17 protein-coding genes are annotated in these 16,546 nt (G+C 70.4%); 3 read left to right on the forward strand and 14 right to left on the reverse strand.

Annotation, left to right across the window (positions count from 1 at the left end):
* Positions 1-30: 30 nt before the first annotated feature.
* Complete coding sequence (locus ACFZDA_RS17775; RefSeq protein WP_391081819.1) at positions 31-480, forward strand: nitroreductase family deazaflavin-dependent oxidoreductase; 450 nt, start codon at positions 31-33, stop codon at positions 478-480.
* Here ACFZDA_RS17775 and ACFZDA_RS17780 read toward each other — a convergent pair.
* Complete coding sequence (locus ACFZDA_RS17780; protein ID WP_391081822.1) at positions 464-1,708, reverse strand: geranylgeranyl reductase family protein; 1,245 nt, start codon at positions 1,706-1,708, stop codon at positions 464-466. The genes ACFZDA_RS17775 and ACFZDA_RS17780 overlap by 17 nt on opposite strands.
* Positions 1,709-1,842: 134 nt before the next feature.
* Between ACFZDA_RS17780 and ACFZDA_RS17785 the strand changes: the two genes are divergently transcribed.
* Together ACFZDA_RS17785 and ACFZDA_RS17790 are read left to right on the forward strand one after the other, a co-directional pair.
* Positions 1,843-3,198: a M20/M25/M40 family metallo-hydrolase gene (locus tag ACFZDA_RS17785; protein WP_391081824.1), complete on the forward strand. Its 1,356-nt coding sequence runs from the start codon at positions 1,843-1,845 to the stop codon at positions 3,196-3,198.
* A 61-nt stretch (positions 3,199-3,259) separates the two neighbouring features.
* Positions 3,260-3,970, forward strand: coding sequence for an MBL fold metallo-hydrolase (locus ACFZDA_RS17790; RefSeq protein ID WP_391081827.1), 711 nt, complete (start codon positions 3,260-3,262; stop codon positions 3,968-3,970).
* Positions 3,971-4,000: 30 nt separating this feature from the next.
* Here the strand turns inward: ACFZDA_RS17790 and ACFZDA_RS17795 are convergent, their stop codons facing one another.
* The 13 genes from ACFZDA_RS17795 to ACFZDA_RS17855 form a co-directional block, all read right to left on the reverse strand.
* Complete coding sequence (locus ACFZDA_RS17795) at positions 4,001-5,086, reverse strand: dipeptide ABC transporter ATP-binding protein (RefSeq protein WP_391081830.1); 1,086 nt, start codon at positions 5,084-5,086, stop codon at positions 4,001-4,003.
* Between the two features lie 26 nt (positions 5,087-5,112).
* The gene (locus ACFZDA_RS17800) at positions 5,113-6,213 is read right to left on the reverse strand and encodes an oligopeptide/dipeptide ABC transporter ATP-binding protein (protein WP_391081833.1); all 1,101 of its coding nucleotides are present in this window, start codon (positions 6,211-6,213) and stop codon (positions 5,113-5,115) included.
* A 27-nt stretch (positions 6,214-6,240) separates the two neighbouring features.
* Positions 6,241-7,233 (reverse strand): ABC transporter permease subunit, encoded by a 993-nt coding sequence (locus tag ACFZDA_RS17805; RefSeq protein WP_391081836.1) that lies wholly within the window; start codon positions 7,231-7,233, stop codon positions 6,241-6,243.
* A gap of 77 nt (positions 7,234-7,310) precedes the next feature.
* The gene (locus tag ACFZDA_RS17810; RefSeq protein ID WP_391081838.1) at positions 7,311-8,987 is read right to left on the reverse strand and encodes an ABC transporter substrate-binding protein; all 1,677 of its coding nucleotides are present in this window, start codon (positions 8,985-8,987) and stop codon (positions 7,311-7,313) included.
* 77 nt (positions 8,988-9,064) lie between these two features.
* Complete coding sequence (locus ACFZDA_RS17815) at positions 9,065-10,096, reverse strand: ABC transporter permease subunit (RefSeq protein WP_391081841.1); 1,032 nt, start codon at positions 10,094-10,096, stop codon at positions 9,065-9,067.
* 306 nt (positions 10,097-10,402) lie between these two features.
* Positions 10,403-11,446: an NUDIX domain-containing protein gene (locus ACFZDA_RS17820; protein WP_391081844.1), complete on the reverse strand. Its 1,044-nt coding sequence runs from the start codon at positions 11,444-11,446 to the stop codon at positions 10,403-10,405.
* 143 nt (positions 11,447-11,589) lie between these two features.
* Complete coding sequence (locus ACFZDA_RS17825; RefSeq protein WP_391081847.1) at positions 11,590-11,790, reverse strand: hypothetical protein; 201 nt, start codon at positions 11,788-11,790, stop codon at positions 11,590-11,592.
* Between the two features lie 67 nt (positions 11,791-11,857).
* Positions 11,858-12,094 carry a hypothetical protein gene (locus ACFZDA_RS17830; protein ID WP_391081849.1) on the reverse strand — a complete coding sequence of 79 codons (237 nt, stop codon included), beginning with the start codon at positions 12,092-12,094 and terminating at the stop codon, positions 11,858-11,860.
* A 50-nt stretch (positions 12,095-12,144) separates the two neighbouring features.
* On the reverse strand, positions 12,145-12,420 hold the full coding sequence (locus ACFZDA_RS17835) for a hypothetical protein (RefSeq protein ID WP_086560370.1): 276 nt from the start codon (positions 12,418-12,420) through the stop codon (positions 12,145-12,147).
* 141 nt (positions 12,421-12,561) lie between these two features.
* The gene (locus ACFZDA_RS17840) at positions 12,562-14,955 is read right to left on the reverse strand and encodes an ATP-binding cassette domain-containing protein (RefSeq protein WP_391081852.1); all 2,394 of its coding nucleotides are present in this window, start codon (positions 14,953-14,955) and stop codon (positions 12,562-12,564) included.
* 126 nt (positions 14,956-15,081) lie between these two features.
* Complete coding sequence (locus ACFZDA_RS17845; RefSeq protein ID WP_391081855.1) at positions 15,082-15,495, reverse strand: VOC family protein; 414 nt, start codon at positions 15,493-15,495, stop codon at positions 15,082-15,084.
* Between the two features lie 10 nt (positions 15,496-15,505).
* On the reverse strand, positions 15,506-15,979 hold the full coding sequence (locus ACFZDA_RS17850; RefSeq protein WP_391081858.1) for a helix-turn-helix domain-containing protein: 474 nt from the start codon (positions 15,977-15,979) through the stop codon (positions 15,506-15,508).
* A gap of 64 nt (positions 15,980-16,043) precedes the next feature.
* A complete protein-coding gene (locus tag ACFZDA_RS17855) occupies positions 16,044-16,514 on the reverse strand; it encodes a hypothetical protein (RefSeq protein WP_391081861.1) in 471 nt (156 codons plus the stop codon).
* Positions 16,515-16,546 lie beyond the last annotated feature (32 nt).

The raw sequence follows: 16,546 nt of genomic DNA on the forward strand, positions 1-16,546 counted from the left end.
CGCCGCTCACACAGTCACCCAGGGGGACCCATGTCCACGCACGTCCGCAAGCCCGGCTGGTTCACCATCAACGTCTTCAACCGGCTCGTCAGCTGGCTGACCCGCCGCGGCATCAGCGTCTGGGGCTCCCGCGTCCTCGCCGTCCGCGGCCGCAAGAGCGGCCAGTGGCGCACCACCCCGGTCAATCTGCTGACCCTGGACGGCCGGCAGTACCTGGTCGCCCCCCGCGGCCACGTCCAGTGGACGCACAACATGCGCGCCGCGGGCGGCGGCGAACTGCACCTCGGCAAGCACGTGGACACCTTCGCCGCGACCGAGGTCGCCGACGACGACAAGACCCCGATCCTGCGCGCCTACCTCAAGCGCTGGAAGGCGGAGGTCGGGGTCTTCTTCAACGGAGTCGGCCCCGACTCCCCGGACGACCAGCTGCGCCGGATCGCCCCCGACCACCCGGTCTTCGAGATCACGGTGACGGGCTGACCTCGTCGCCCGCCGCGGCGGGACGGCGGTCCAGCGCGGTCAGAGCCCGCTGGGCCACCGGATACGTGCGGACGATCTCGCCCAGCGACGTCGAACCCTGCGTGATCTCCTTGAACGCCCGCCAGGCCGGGCGGAAGCTCGTCACCGCCGCGTGGAACAGGCCGGGGCGGCGCTCGAACACGGTCAGCAGCCGCCTGCCGACGCTCATCTCCACGCCGAGCCCGGACTTGACCGCGAACGCGTAGTTGAGGGCCTGCCGACGCGTGTCCACCGCGTCGTGCGCCTCGGCGATCCGCACCGCCCACTCCCCCGCCAGCCGCCCGGACCGCAGCGCGAAGGAGATGCCCTCGCGGGTCCACGGCTCCAGCAGCCCCGCCGCGTCACCGCACACCAGCACCCGCCCGCGCGAGAGCGGCGAGTCATCGGCCCGGCAGCGGGTCAGGTGCCCGGAGGAGATGCTCGGTTCGAACCCGGCGAGGCCGAGCCGCCCGACGAACTCCTCCAAGTACCGCTTCGTCGCGGCGCCTTCGCCCCGCGCCGAGATCACCCCGACCGTCAGGGTGTCGCCCTTGGGGAAGACCCAGCCGTAACTGCCGGGAATGGGACCCCAGTCGAGGAGCACCCGCCCCTTCCAGTCCTCGGCGACGGTCTCCGGCACCGGGATCTCCACCTCCAGGCCGAGGTCCACCTGGTCGACCTTGACCCCGACGTGCGCCCCTATGCGGCTGGCGCTGCCGTCCGCGCCGACCACGGCCCGCGCGAGCAGGACCTCGCCGCCCTGGAGGAGCACGGCGACCGTGCGCCGGTCGGGCACCGCCGAGCCGTGCTGCTCGACCCGCTGGACGGTGACACCCGTACGCAGCTCGGCGCCCGCCTTCTGCGCGTGCTCGACGAGCTGCTGGTCGAACTCGGGCCGGTTGATCAGCCCGAACAGCATCTGCTTGGACCGTCGGGTGCGCGTGAAGCGGCCGTTGTTCGAGAACGTCACCGCGTGCACCCGGTCCTTGAGCGGCAGCTCGAAACCCGGCGGGAGGGCGTCGCGCGAGGGGCCGATGATGCCGCCGCCGCACGTCTTGTACCGCGGCAGCTCCGCCTTCTCCAGCAACAGCACACGTCTGCCGGCGACCGCCGCCGCGTACGCGGCCGAAGCGCCCGCGGGTCCCGCGCCCACCACGACGACGTCCCACACCTGTCGCACGTCGTCCGCCGAAGAGTTCTCGCTGCTCACGATGGTCTACTGCTCCCGATCAAGCCGCCTGCCCCTGCTGTCTCCCGCATCCTACGGCGGACCTGGCCCAAGGCCGCTGTGGGAGGATCTACGGCACTCACCGCTACCACCTCGCACCCACAAGGAGCGTGCCCATGTCGTCGAATCCGGTCGCCGGAACCGTCGCCTCGCTGATGCCCAGGGCGAAGGAAGAGCTCACCGAACTGGTGGCCTTCCGGTCGGTGGCGGACTTCGACCAGTTCCCGAGGAGCGAGAGCGAGGGCGCCGCCCGCTGGGTCTCGGACGCGCTCGCCGCCGAGGGATTCCAGGACGTGGCCCTGCTCGACACCCCCGACGGCACACAGTCGGTCTACGGCTACCTGCCCGGCCCCGAGGGCGCGAAGACGGTCCTGCTGTACGCCCACTACGACGTGCAGCCGCCGCTGGACGAGGCCGGCTGGACGACCCCGCCGTTCGAACTGACCGAGCGGGACGGACGCTGGTACGGGCGCGGGACCGCCGACTGCAAGGGCGGTGTCATCATGCACCTGCTGGCGCTGCGCGCGCTGAAGGCGAACGGCGGCGTCCCGGTCCATGTGAAGGTGATCGCCGAGGGCTCGGAGGAGCAGGGCACGGGCGGCCTGGAGCGGTACGCGCAGGCACACCCGGACCTGCTGGAGGCCGACACGATCGTCATCGGCGACGCGGGCAACTTCCGGGTCGGGCTGCCGACCGTCACGACGACCCTGCGCGGTATGACGCTCGTCCGGGTGCGCGTCGACACGCTCGCCGGCAACCTGCACTCGGGCCAGTTCGGCGGTGCCGCGCCCGACGCGCTGGCCGCCCTGATCCGCGTCCTGGACTCACTGCGCGCCGAGGACGGTTCCACGACGGTCGACGGACTCACCGGGGGCTCGGCCTGGGAGGGGCTCCAGTACGACGAGGAGCGGTTCCGGCAGGACGCCAAGGTGCTGGACGGCGTCGGACTGATCGGCTCCGGCACGGTCGCCGACCGCATCTGGGCGCGCCCGGCCGTGACGGTCCTCGGCATCGACTGCCCGCCCGTCGTCGGCGCCACCCCGTCCGTGCAGGCCAGCGCCCGGGCGCTGATCAGCCTGCGGGTGCCGCCGGGCGTGGACGCGGCCGAGGCGACCAAGCTGCTCCAGGCGCACGTGGAGGCGCACACGCCGTGGGGTGCGCGGGTGAGCACCGAGCAGATCGGCCAGGGCCAGGCCTTCCGCGCCGACACCACCAGCCCGGCGTACCAGGCCATGGCGGATGCGATGGCGGTGGCGTACCCGGGGCAGGAGATGCAGTACGCGGGCCAGGGCGGCTCCATCCCGCTGTGCAACACGCTCGCCGCGCTCTATCCGCAGGCGGAGATCCTGCTGATCGGGCTGAGCGAGCCGGAGGCCCAGATCCACGCGGTGAATGAGAGCGTGTCCCCCGAGGAGCTGGAGCGGCTGTCGGTGGCGGAGGCGCTGTTCCTGCGCAACTACGCGGCGAGCTGACGGCTCTGCCGTCGGCAGAAGGCCCTCGTCCGCTCACGGGGGCCCTGCCTACGGTCGTCCCATGGACGTCGTAGAGCTCCTCCCCCGCCTCCACTTACTGCGCTTCCCGGTCGGCCAGGCCTACCTGTGGTGCGACGGCGCCGACCACGCCGACCTGACGCTGATCGACGCCGGTCCGCCCGGCTCCGGTGCCTCGATCGCCGAGGCGGTGACCGCGCTCGGCCGGGATCCGCGGGAGGTACGGCGGATCGTGCTCACCCACTTCCACTGGGACCACGCGGGCGGGGCGGGCGAGTTCGCCGCGCTCAGCGGTGCCGAGGTGCTGGCCCACCGGCTGGACGCGCCCGTCGTCCGGGGCGAGGTCCCGGGCCCGGAGCCGGTGTTCGAGGACTGGGAGCGGCCGCTGTACGAGGAGGCCGCGAAGTTCCTGCCCGAGGGTGACCTCGTGCGGCCGGCGCAGGTCACCGAGCTGGCCGGGGGCGAGATCCTGGACTGGGGCGGCGGCGCGCACGTCGTCCATGTGCCGGGGCACACGCACGGCAGCATCGCGCTCCACCTCCCTGAGCACCGGGTGCTGTTCACGGGCGACACGGTCGCGGCGTCACCCGTGGACGGCTCGGTGATCCCCGGTGTGCTCAACCTCGATCGCGGCCAGGTCCTCGCCGCCTGCGGGCGACTGGCGGAACTCGGCGCGACGGTCGCCTGCTTCGGTCACGGGGATCCGGCGCTGGAGCAGGCGGCCCGGGCGCTGAGGAACGCGGCGCGCGGGTAGCCGGGCCGGGCCTGGGACACCCCTAGGGCCCTAGCCGAGCGCCGGATCCAGGACGATGTCCTCCCCGCGCGCCGCGACCGTCGGCTCCTCGGGGAAGTGGCAGGCGGTGAGATGGCCCGAGGGGCTGCCCTCGACACGTCCCAGCCGGGGTTCCTCGGTGGCGCACTTGTCCTGGGCCTTCCAGCAGCGGGTGCGGAAGCGGCAGCCGGAGGGCGGGTCGATCGGTGAGGGCACGTCGCCGGCCAGCCGGATGCGTTCGCGCCGCTCGGTGGCGTCCGGGTCGGCCTCGGGCACGGCCGACAGCAGCGCGTGCGTGTAGGGGTGCCGCGGCCGGGTGTAGAGGGACTCCCGGCCGGCCACCTCGACGATCTTGCCGAGGTACATCACGGCGACGCGTTCGGAGAAGTGCCGTACGACGGCGAGGTCGTGGGCGATGAAGACGAAGGCGATGCCGAACTCCCGCTGAAGGTCCTGGAGCAGGTTGACGACCTGCGCCTGGATGGAGACGTCCAGCGCGGAGACGGGTTCGTCGGCCACGATCAGTTTGGGCCGCAGGGCGAGGGCGCGGGCGATGCCGATGCGCTGGCGCTGGCCGCCGGAGAACTCGTTGGGGTAGCGGTTGTAATGCTCGGGGTTGAGCCCGACCGTCTCCAGGAGTTCCTGGGCGCGCCGTTTGTGGCCCTGGGGCGGGTTGATGCCGTTGAGCCGCATCGGCGTCTCGATGATGGTGCCGACGGTGTGCCGGGGGTTCAGCGAGGAGTACGGGTCCTGGAAGATCATCTGGAGGTTGCGGCGGGCCTCGACCATCCGCCCGGGAGGCCGGTGGGTGATGTCCTCGCCGTCGAACACCACGGAGCCTCCGGTGGGTTCGAGCAGCCGGGTGATCAGGCGGCCGGTGGTGGACTTGCCGCAGCCGGACTCCCCGACCAGGCCCAGCGACTCGGCGGGCCCGACGGAGAAGTCGATGCCGTCGACGGCTCGTACGGCTCCGATCTGCCGCTGGAAGATGATGCCCTGCCGGAGGGGGAAGTGCTTCTGGAGACCGCGTACTTCGAGGAGGTTCTCGCCCGCGGGGCGGTCGGTGGTCGGCCCGGTGAGGGGCTGGGTGGTGCTCACGGCATGCTCCCTTTCGTCCGCCGCCGTCACTGCGCGGCCCGTGCGGCTGCGGCGCCGCGGTCGTCCGGGCCGGTCCCGCCGCGGATCTCCTGCCTGGCCTCGTCGGTGAGATGGCACGCGGCGAGGTGCCCTCCGGCGCCGGAGACGAGGCGCAGCTCGGGCCGCTCAGCGGTGCAAGGCCCCTGAGGGACCCAGCCCTTGTAGGCGCAGCGGGGGTGGAAGGAGCAGCCGTCCGGCAGGTTGATCAGGCTCGGCGGGGTGCCGGGGATCGGGTTCAGGCGTTCGCCGACGTCGCCGGTGAGGTGCGGCATCGACTGCAACAGGCCCCAGGTGTAGGGGTGCTGGGGCTGCTTGAGGACCTCGCGGGTGGCGCCGTACTCGATGCGGCGGCCGCCGTACATCACGAGGATGTCGTCGGCGATGTCGGAGACCACCCCGAGGTCGTGCGTGATGATGACGACGGCGGAGCCGAACTCCTCCTGCAGATCGCGGATCAGGTCCAGGATCTGTGCCTGGACGGTGACGTCCAGGGCGGTGGTGGGCTCGTCGGCGATGAGGAGGGCGGGGTCGCAGACCAGGGACATGGCGATCATGGCGCGCTGGCGCATGCCGCCGGAGAACTGGTGCGGGTAGTCCCTGACCCGGCGTTCGGGCTGCGGGATGCCGACCCGCTTCAGCATCTCCACCGCGCGGTCCCTGGCCTCCTTCTTGGAGACCTTGTGGTGGACGCGGTAGGCCTCGGCGATCTGGGAGCCGACGGTGAAGAAGGGGTGCAGCGCGGAGAGCGGGTCCTGGAAGATCATGGAGACCGTGCGGCCGCGCAGTGCGCGCATCTCCGCCTCGGGCAGGGCGACGAGTTCCCTGCCCTCCAGCCGGATCTCGCCGAAGACCCGGGCGCTGGTGCCCTTGTGCAGTCCGAGCAGGGCCAGCGAGGTCACCGACTTGCCGGAGCCGGACTCGCCGACGATGCCGAGGGTGCTGCCCTTCTCCAGGGTGAAGGAGACGCCGTCGACGGACCTGACGAGGCCGTCCTCGGTCGGGAAGTGCACCTTCAGGTCGCGTACGTCGAGGAAGGGTGCGGGGGCGGGCGTGACGTCCGCGGGCTGCGGTGAGGTCTGAACGGACACGGGTGTTCCTAAGGACGGAAGAGGGGCTCAGGCGAGGCGCACGCGCGGGTCGACGAGGCCGTACACCAGGTCGACGACCACGTTGGCGAGGACGACGAACGTCGCGGCGAAGAGCGTGGTGCCGAGGATGACGGGCAGGTCGGAGTTCTGGACGGAGTCGACCGCGAGCTTGCCGATGCCGTTGATGCCGAACACGGACTCGGTGATGACCGCGGAGCCGCCGATCAGGGAGCCGACGTCCATGCCGAAGATGGTGATGATCGGGGTGATGGCGGCCCGCAGTCCGTGCTTGAGGACGACGGTGGTGGCCGGCAGGCCCTTGGCGCGGGCGGTGCGCATGTAGTCCTCGGCGAAGACCTCCAGCATGGAGGAGCGGGTGAGCCGGGTGTACATCGCGAGGTAGACGATGACGAGGGTGATCCACGGCAGGATCAGCCCCTTGAACCAGCCGGCCGGGTCCTCGGTGATCGGCGTGTAGCCGGAGGCCGGCAGGATCTGGAACTTGTCGACGAAGAGGTACAGCAGGAGCAGGCCGATGAAGTAGATCTGCACCGAGACGCCGAACAGGGCGAGTCCGACCGCCGCCTTGTCGGCGGCCCGGCCCCTGCGGACGGCGGCGACGGTGCCGAGGCCGACGCCCAGCACCAGGAACGCGAGGGCGGCGCCGGCCCCGAGGGAGAGGTCCGCCGGGAAGTCCTGCAGGAGCGTGGTCAGCACGGGGGTGTCGGTCTGGAAGGAGACGCCGAGGCAGGGCGCCCCGCAGTGGATGCGGACGCTCTGGTCGCCGAAGTCACGGCCGGCGAACAGTCCCTTGAAGAACTCCCAGTACTGCGTCAGATAGCTCCGGTCCAGGCCCAGCGAGTGCTTGATCTCCGCGAGCCGGGAGGGGGAGCAGGTCTTTCCGCAGGCCAGGAGGGCGGGGTCGGACGGCAGCGCGAAGAAGATGAAGAAGGTGATCGTGGTGATCACCAGCATGATCACGGCCGCTGCCAGCAGGCGTCTGATGAGGTAACGAAACATGGGGTGCCGGACCTGACGTGAGTGGGATGCCCGCCGGCGGCCGGGGCCGCCGGCGGGGTTCGAAGCGGTGGGGTCCGTCAGTGCTTGACGTAGACGTGGACCAGGCTCGGCTCGGCCAGGATGGTGTCGGGGATGACACCGCCGACCTTCGAGCCGGACATGTCGCTGAAGTTCATGTACGTCAGCGGGACCACGGCGGCGTCCTTGAGGATCTGCTCGTCCATCCGGCCGTAGGCGGCGTTGCGCTGCTGGACGTCGGTCATCTTGGCGGCCTTGTCGATCAGGGCGTTGACCTTGGGGTCGTTCAGGTACGACAGGTCCTGGTTGGCCTGCGGGTTCTTCTTGATCAGCCGGCCGTCGAAGAGGGTGGGCAGCACCGTGGAGGCGTTCGGCCAGTCGGCGATCCAGTCGCCCCAGGTCAGGTCGTACTGGTTCTTGGTGTTGTTGACGGTGCTGAAGTAGTTCGCCGCGTCGATCGGGGAGATGTTGACGTGGATGCCGATGTGCTCCAGCGCGGTCTTCACCGCGTCGGCGAAGTGCTCCTGGGTGGGTGTGTTCTCCACGGCGATCGACATGGTGGGCTTCGGGTCGCCCGCCTGCTTCATCAGGGCCTTGGCCTTGGCGAGGTTGCCCGCCGGGTTGGCGCTGTACAGGTTGAACTTCTGGTAGCCGCCGATGCCGGGGCTGAGCATGGTGGTGGCGTAGTCGCCGTACGCGGAGCCGCCGAAGGCGCCGCGGACCGTCGTCTTGTCGATGGCGTACTCGATCGCCTGGCGGACCTTGAGGTCCTTGACGCGGGTGGTGTTGATGGCCAGGTAGTTGATGCCCGGCGCGGGGATCTTGTAGTAGCGGCTCTTCAGGGCCGGGTCGCCGGCGAGCTGGGCCAGGTCGGATCCGGCGATGGGCCACTGCTGGATCGAGGTCTGGGCGGTTCCGGCGTCGGACTTGATCTGCTGGTCGATGGCCGACTCGTCCTGGCCGAACTTGACGTCCATCTCGTCGACGTTCTGCTGCCGGATCGGGTCGGTCGCCTGGGACCAGTGCGTGTTCTTCGTGAGGACGAGTTCCTTGTTCTTGGTGTAGGACTTGATCATGTACGGGCCGTCGGACCAGACCTTGGTGTCGTAGGTCGAGCCGGTGTCATGGGCCTTGGGCACGGCCGCCCAGCCGGTCATCGAGGTGGTCTCGTTGAAGTCGGCCACCGGCTGGTTCAGATGGAAGACGATCGTGTACTTGTCCGGCGTCTGGATGGAGTCGAGCTGCTTGCCCTGGTACGGGCCCTTGTAGTCGGCGCCGCCGACGAGCCACTGGGCCGCGTAGGGCGGGCCGCCGTTGATGTCGGGGGAGAAGAACCGCTCGACGCCGTACTTGACGTCGGGTGCGGTGACCTCGGTGCCGTCCTGGTACTTGATGCCGTGCCGCAGGTGGAACGTCCAGACCGTGGCGCCCTTGGACGGTGTCCCGGTGTCGGTGGCCAGGTCGCCGACGAGCTTCGGCTTCGCGCCCGTCTCGTCCCAGCCCGTCAGGTCCCGGACGATCTCCTGGTCCATGCTCGAACCCTCGGTCGTGTAGACGCGCTGGGGGTCGAGGTGGTCGAAGTCCGCCTTGTTCAGGACGGTCAGGGTGCCGCCCTTTCCGGGGGCGCCGCCGGCGCTGCTGCCGGAGGAACCTCCGCATGCGGTGGCCCCCAGGGCGATCACCACGGCAAAGGCCGTGAGAGCGACCGTGCGCGATCTGCGCGTGCTGCGCGTCATTGAGGAAACTCCGTTCTTGCTTCGGGCTCGGCGGCCGTTCGTGGGGCCGCGGGGCCGAGACTCGGGGGGTGGCTTTGTCAGCCGCGCCGGGCGCGGGGGTCCAGGGCGTCCCGGACGCCGTCCCCGAGGAGATTGAGCGCCAGGACGAGGAGGAGGAGCAGGACGCCGGGTACGAAGAGGTACATCGGGTCCTGGAGGAAGAACTGGGAGGCGTCCGACAGCAGCGCTCCCCAGTCGGGGTTGGGCGGGATGACGCCGACGCCCAGGTACGACAGGGCCGCCTCGGTGGTGATGTTCTGCGGGACGGCGAGGGCGAAGGAGATCAGGATCGGCGCCCACAGGTTGGGCAGCAGCTGCCGGAAGAGGATGTGCCGGCGGCCGGCGCTCATCAGTCGCGCGGCGTCGACGAACTCCCGCTCGCGCAGGGACAGTACCTGTCCGCGCACCAGACGGGCGGTGTACGCCCAGGCGAAGACGGCGATGTTGAGGACCAGGACGAGGAGGCGGAGGTTCTCGTCGGTGCCGCCGTGGGTGTTGGTCTGCAGGGCGTTCTGGATCACCGGGGTGAGCGCGATGATGAACAGCAGCTGCGGAAAGGCCAGCATGACGTCCATGACCCGGGACAGCAGGGAGTCGACCCAGCCGCCGAAGTAGCCGGCCGCGAGCCCTGCCACGACACCGACCACGGTGGACAGCACGGCCGAGGCGAACCCCACGTAGAGGGAGGTGCGCAGGCCGTAGACGATGCGGGCGAACAGGTCGTAGCCGGTGCCCGGTTCGACGCCGAGGAGGTGCTGGGCGCTGATGCCGCCCAGGGATCCGTAGGGGAAGTTGCCCGTGTCGGGGTTGATCGCCTTGTTGTCGGGGGTGATCGGTCCCCAGCCGGTCAGCGCGGTGAGGACCGGCGCGAGCAGGGCGATCGCGATGAACAGGAGGGTGGCCGCCAAGGCGGCCATGGTGACCTTGTCCCGCCTGATCCGCTTCCAGGCCATACGGGCCGGTGAGCGGCCGGCGACGACCGTGTCGCCGGGGCGGAGGTCCTGCGTCGACGGCTCGGTCAGCAGCGCGGTGCCGCCCCCGGCGTCGGCCGACTGGTGTTGCGTGGTCATCGTACGGACATCCCGGATCTGCCCCTGGGGCAAGGAAATTGAGTGGCGGTCGGAAGTGCCGCCGTGAGACTCTGCGGACTTTCGCAATCACGTGCGAGTCCGGTCAAGCGGAGCAGGGGCCGGAAAAGGGATTGTTTGCGCTCATGGACGAGTGTTGACGAGCACGGGGAAGGTGATTACCCGCCGCGTGAGGGAGTGCGGGAGATTCCTTGGGCAGCGATTGGGAGTGGCTCCCCGGACGTTTCCTTTTGCTTTTCCCTCGGAATCCCCCGCGCGGGGTAAAGGCACGAACGGCGGAACTCGGCGTCAGCCGACCGGCACCCCGGCTTCCAGATAGAACGCCGCTCCGCGTTCGCGGGCCCGCAGGGCCCAGCGCAGCCGCTCGTAGCGCACCGGTGGCAACAGGTCGGCGGCCTCCTCCTCGGTGACGAACCGGCAGTCGCGCAACTCCGGGCCGGGCAGCAGCAGCCGGCCGGCTTCCGCGGAGTCGAGGAGGCCGCCGTCGAAGAGGAGCCGCAGTCCGCCGAAGCCGGGAGGCGAGGGGCGTTCCCAGTCGACGACGAGGAGGCTCGGCACCTCGTCGAGGTGGATGCCGGTCTCCTCGGCGACCTCCCGGACACCGGCACGGGCGGGCGCCTCGCCGGGTTCGACGACCCCGCCGGGGAACTCCCAGCCGGCCTTGTAGGTGGGGTCGACGAGCAGCACCCGGTCCTGTTCGTCGAAGAGGAGCACTCCGGCGGCGAGGGTCTCGGCGGTGGGCTCGGGCGTCTGCACGATGTCGCAGACGGGCACGGATCCGCTGGTGACGGCCTCGGCGATCCGGGCGGCGGTCTCGTGGGGCGTGAGGTCGCTGGTGTCGACCGGGTGGGCGTCGGCGGTGAGCCAGGAGGCGAGGGCGGCGCGGTACGACTCGATGTGGTCGAAGGACCACTGGCGTATTCGCATCTCGCCGTCGGGCAGGTCCGGCGGAACCTCGCGGCCCGCTATCCGCTCCCGCAGTATCGTTTCGGCCGGAGCGAGCAGGATGTGCCTGACCGGAATCCTGCGGGCGGCCAGGCCTCCGAAGATCTCGTCGCGGTACTCCTGGCGCAGCAGGGTCATGGGAACCACCAGGGTCCCGCCGAGCTCGGCGAGCATCGCGGCCGCCGTGTCGATCACGAGCCGTCGCCAGATCGACAGGTCCTGGAAGTCGCCGACCTCGGCGAGGTGTTTGGGCGGCAGCAGATACCGGAGCGCTCCGCCGATGACCTCGGGGTCGAAGAGCGCGCTGTTCGGGATCAGTTCGATCAGTTCCTGTGCGGTGGTGGTCTTCCCCGCACCGAACGCGCCGTTGATCCAGACGACGGTCACAGGTCCCCCTCTTCTGTTGGCCCCCTGAGGCTTGCCCGCTCCACCCTGCCACGAAAACCAGCCGCAGTTGAGGGCGCATGAAGACGGCGCCGGCGCCCCTGACTCGGGTGCGCCGGCGCCGTGGGCCGGGGACGGGCGGGCCGTCAGCCCTTCCCCTTCTCCGTCGCGCCGTCCTCCCTCTCGAGGGGCAGGCCGTCCGTGGCGACGGTGTCGGGGAGGGTGCTGAGGGTCTCGTCCGTGTTGAGGGGGACGAGCCTGTCCCCGAGGGCGTGCGACGGGGTGACCGCCGCGACGACGAACCCGGTGGCGAGGGAGGCGATGGCGAGCATGCTGCGCTTCTTCATGCCCGGCTCAACTGCCGGACCCGCCGCGCGGTCACGCACCCGGACCCGGCCGGCCGAAGCCGGGGCGTCACGCCAGGTCGTCGTCCGGGGCGGTGCCCCAGACGCCGGGGCCGCCGCCACGCCACTCGATCAGCCCGGACGTCGCCGCGTACGCCTCGTCCGCGTCCTCGATCCCCGCCCGGCGCAGGAACTCGGCGACGTCCAGCAGCCCGTAGGCGATCCCCAGGAACTGGTCGTCGACGCGCACCCGCCGGCCACCGTCCGCGGCGGGCGGGTAGACCACGACGGGTTTCACGGACGCCATGGCACCAGGGTGCGCGGCGACGGCGCCGGGCGCTCGCCGGAGTGGGCCGTTCAGCCGGCCTTCTGCGTCTGGCGGAACTCGTGGACGTCGGCCGTGAGCGTGCCGTCCTGCTGTTCGTAGTGGGACAGGGCGAGTCCGAGACCGAAGAAGGTGGGTGCCCACTCGCCGACGAAGATGCCCCAGCGGTCGGCGCGGGCGACGTTGGTGCCGGGTTCGATCTTCAGGGAGCCCACCCAGGCGGCGACACTGAGGCCGATGGACGCCATGGCGGCCATGTAGGCGTGCTCGCTGCGGACACCCATCTCGTGCATCTTCTTGATGATCATCAGCGGCTCCGTTCTCTGGGAGGTCAGGGAACGGAGTGCCCTCGAAGGCATGCGGTATTCACACTTTCGCCCCATATGTCCAAAAGCGGGGGCGTGAGGCGAGTGCGTCGAGGCTCGTCTCACGGCCCCCGCGTAACGCCGTCAGGCGCCCACGTACGCCGCCAGGTGCTCCCCGGTCAGGGTGGAGCGGGCCGCGACGAGGTCGGCCGGGGTGCCCTCGAAGACGATCCGGCCGCCGTCGTGGCCGGCGCCGGGGCCGAGGTCGATGATCCAGTCGGCGTGCGCCATGACCGCCTGGTGGTGCTCGATGACGACGACCGACTTGCCGTCCTCGACGAGCCGGTCGAGCAGGCCGAGCAGCTGCTCCACGTCCGCGAGGTGGAGGCCCGTCGTCGGCTCGTCCAGGACGTAGACGCCGCCCTTGTCCGCCATGTGTGTGGCCAGCTTGAGGCGCTGCCGCTCACCGCCGGAGAGCGTGGTGAGCGGCTGTCCGAGGGTGAGGTAGCCGAGCCCGACGTCGGCGAGCCGCTGAAGGATCCGGCGCGCGGCCGGGGTGTGCGCCTCGCCCGCGCCGAAGAACTCCTCCGCCTCGGTCACCGACATCGCCAGCACCTCGCTGATATCCCGGCCGCCGAGGTGGTACTCCAGCACGGAGGCCTCGAACCGCTTGCCCCCGCAGTCCTCGCAGGGGGTGTCGACACCGGCCATCATGCCGAGGTCGAGGTAGATGACACCGGCGCCGTTGCAGGTGGGGCAGGCACCCTCGGAGTTGGCGCTGAACAGGGCCGGCTTCACCCCGTTGGCCTTGGCGAACGCCTTGCGGATCGGGTCGAGCAGGCCGGTGTAGGTCGCGGGGTTGCTGCGCCGCGATCCCTTGATCGGGCTCTGGTCCACCGAGACGACGCCCGCGTCGGCGGATACCGACCCGTGCAGCAGGGAGCTCTTGCCGGAGCCGGCGACACCGGTGACGACGGTGAGCACTCCGAGCGGGATGTCGACGTCGACGCTTTGGAGGTTGTTCGCGGTCGCGCCCCGGATCTCCAGCGCGCCGGTGGCCTTGCGGACCGTCTCCTTGAGGGTGGCCCGGTCGTCGAGATGACGGCCGGTGACGGTGTCCGCGGCCCGCAGCCCCTCGACCGTGCCCTCGAAGCAGACGGTGCCGCCCGCCGTGCCGGCGCCGGGGCCGAGATCGACGACGTGGTCGGCGATCGCGATCGTCTCCGGCTTGTGCTCCACGACGAGCACCGTGTTGCCCTTGTCCCGCAGCCGCAGCAGCAGGCCGTTCATCCGCTGGATGTCATGCGGGTGCAGGCCGATGGTCGGCTCGTCGAAGACGTAGGTGACGTCCGTGAGCGAGGAGCCGAGGTGGCGGATCATCTTCACGCGCTGTGCCTCGCCGCCGGACAGCGTGCCCGCCGGCCGGTCGAGCGCGAGATAGCCCAGGCCGATCTCCACGAACGAGTCGAGCGTCCCCTGCAACGCGGTGAGCAGCGGCGCCACGGACGGCTCCGAGAGCCCCCGGACCCACTCGGCCAGGTCCCTGATCTCCATGGCGCAGGCGTCGGCGATGCTGATGCCGTCGATCTTCGAGGATCTCGCGCCCTCGCTCAGCCGGGTGCCGTCGCACTCAGGACAGACGGTGAAGGTGACCGCCCGCTCCACGAACGCCCGGATGTGCGGCTGCATCGCCTCCTTGTCCTTGGACAGGAACGACTTCTGGATCTTGGGAATCAGTCCCTCGTAGGTGAGGTTGACGCCGTTGACCTTGATCTTGACCGGTTCCCCGTAAAGGAAGGCGTGCAGCTCCTTCTTCGTGTACTCGCGGATGGGCTTGTCCGGGTCGACGAAGCCCGACTGGGCGTAGAGCTGCACGGTCCACTGGCTGTCCGACTTCCAGCCGGGGATGGTGAACGCGCCCCCGGACAGCGACTTGGAGTCGTCGTAGAGCTGGGTGAGGTCGATGTCGGAGACCTTGCCGCGGCCCTCGCAGCGGTTGCACATGCCGCCGGTGCGCTCGAAGGTCGCCTTCTGGGCCTTGGTCTTGGCGCCGCGCTCGACCGTGATCGCGCCGCTCGCCCGGACCGAGGCGGTGTTGAAGGAGTAGGCGCTGGGCGGGCCGATGTGCGGTGTGCCGAGCCGGCTGAAGAGGATGCGCAGCATCGCGTTGGCGTCGGTGGCGGTGCCGACCGTGGAGCGGGGGTCGCCGCCCATCCGCTGCTGGTCCACGGCGATCGCGGTCGTCAGCCCGTCGAGCACGTCGACCTCGGGCCGGGCCCGGTTGGGCATGAAGCCCTGGAGGAAGGCGCTGTAGGTCTCGTTGATCAGCCGCTGCGACTCCGCGGCGATGGTGTCGAACACCAGCGAGCTCTTGCCCGAGCCGGACACGCCGGTGAACACCGTCAGCCGGCGCTTGGGGATCTCGATGCTGACGTCCTTGAGGTTGTTCTCGCGCGCGCCGTGCACACGGATCACATCGTGGCTGTCGGCGACGTGCGGTCCGGACGACTGTCTGTCCGTCCTCGTGGCCATGCTCATCGGTCTCCATCTGTCGGGCGGGGCTGCCGCGGTGGGACGATCTGGGTCCCCGCGCCGGCCCTGAGGCACGGGCGCGGGGGTGTTGCGGGTGGGGTGCGGATCCGTGGGCCGGCTGCTACCGGGCCATCACGGATTGAGCTGCTGGATGCGGACCATGTTGCCCGCGGGGTCGCGGAAGGCGCAGTCGCGAACGCCGTACGGCTGGTCCACGGGCTCCTGGACCACCTCGGCGTCGCTCGCCTGCACCTGTTCGAATACGGCGTCGACATCGCGGGTGGCCAGCACGATGCTGCCGTAGGTGCCCTTGGCCATCATCTCGGCGATGGTCTTGCGCTCGTCCTCGGTGACGCCGGGGTCGGCGGCCGGCGGATGCAGCACGATGTTCGTGCCGGGCTGGCCGACGGGGCCGACCGTGATCCAGCGCATGCCCTGGTATCCGACGTCGTTACGGACTTCGAAGCCGAGGGTGTCGCGGTAGAACGCCAGGGCGGCGTCCGGGTCGTCGTGCGGAAGGAAGCTGGCGTGAATGGTGAGGTCCATGGCCATCACGCTAGTTTCGGCCCGGGGCGGGCGCTTCTCGATTCCTGACCGGTCTGGTCACCTGTTTCGCCACGCACGACGGAATGCCCGCGGTGGCGAGGACCGCCTGGCGCCGGTAGGCACTGGGCGGCATGCCGACCAGTTCGGTGAAACGGGTGCTGAAGGTGCCCAGCGACGAGCAGCCGACCTCGAAACACACCTCGGTCACGCTGAGGTCCCCGCGGCGCAGCAGCGCCATGGCGCGCTCGATGCGGCGCGTCATGAGATAGCTGTACGGCGACTCGCCGTAGGCGCGCTTGAACTCACGGCTGAGGTGCCCGGCCGACATGTGCACGCCCCGGGCCAGCGCCTCGACGTCCAGCGGCCGTGCGTACTCCCGGTCGATCCGGTCCTTGACCCGGCGCAGGAGGGCGAGGTCGCGCAGGCGCTGCGCCGGGGCGGGTCTGCTGCTCACATGCGTGATCGTGCCACATCGCACGGACATTCGGTCGCTTTCCGCAGGAAAGCCCGGTATCCCGGACCGACGCCCCCGGGTGCAGCCCAGCCCGTCATGTGGTGTAGTACGTGTCGAACGTTCCGATCCACCAGGCGGCGAGCGGCAGGACGCCCACCTGCACACCGGCCGTGATCCAGCACCGCCCGAGGACCGCGAGCCCGAAGGTCCACCACGCCGTCGAGCGCAACGCGCTCACCACCCCGGCCTGGTATCCCTGCCCGGTGGGATCCATCATGCCGGGATAGCCCATCCAGTCCTCTGTGAAGACGCCGTCCGCCCCGAACACGAGCGCCATCGACACGAGCCACAGGTCGGCCAGAAACGCCGTCACGGCGAGCGCCACATCGAAGCGCAGGTAGGCGGGCGCCGGCACCAGCAGCCGCGCCACGGGGTGTCCGTCGCGCCGCATCCAGTCCTCCGGCCAGACCCGGACGAGTGTGACGGCGGCGTACACCAGCGCGACGGCCGCCGCCGCCCAGCCGCCCATGAACGCGAGCCCGAAGAAGAACATCCCGATGCCCATGCCGGGCCAGATGACGCCCGCACCGGAGCGGT

Source organism: Streptomyces sp. NPDC007991 (assembly GCF_042958445.1).
Taxonomy (GTDB): Bacteria; Actinomycetota; Actinomycetes; order Streptomycetales; family Streptomycetaceae; genus Streptomyces.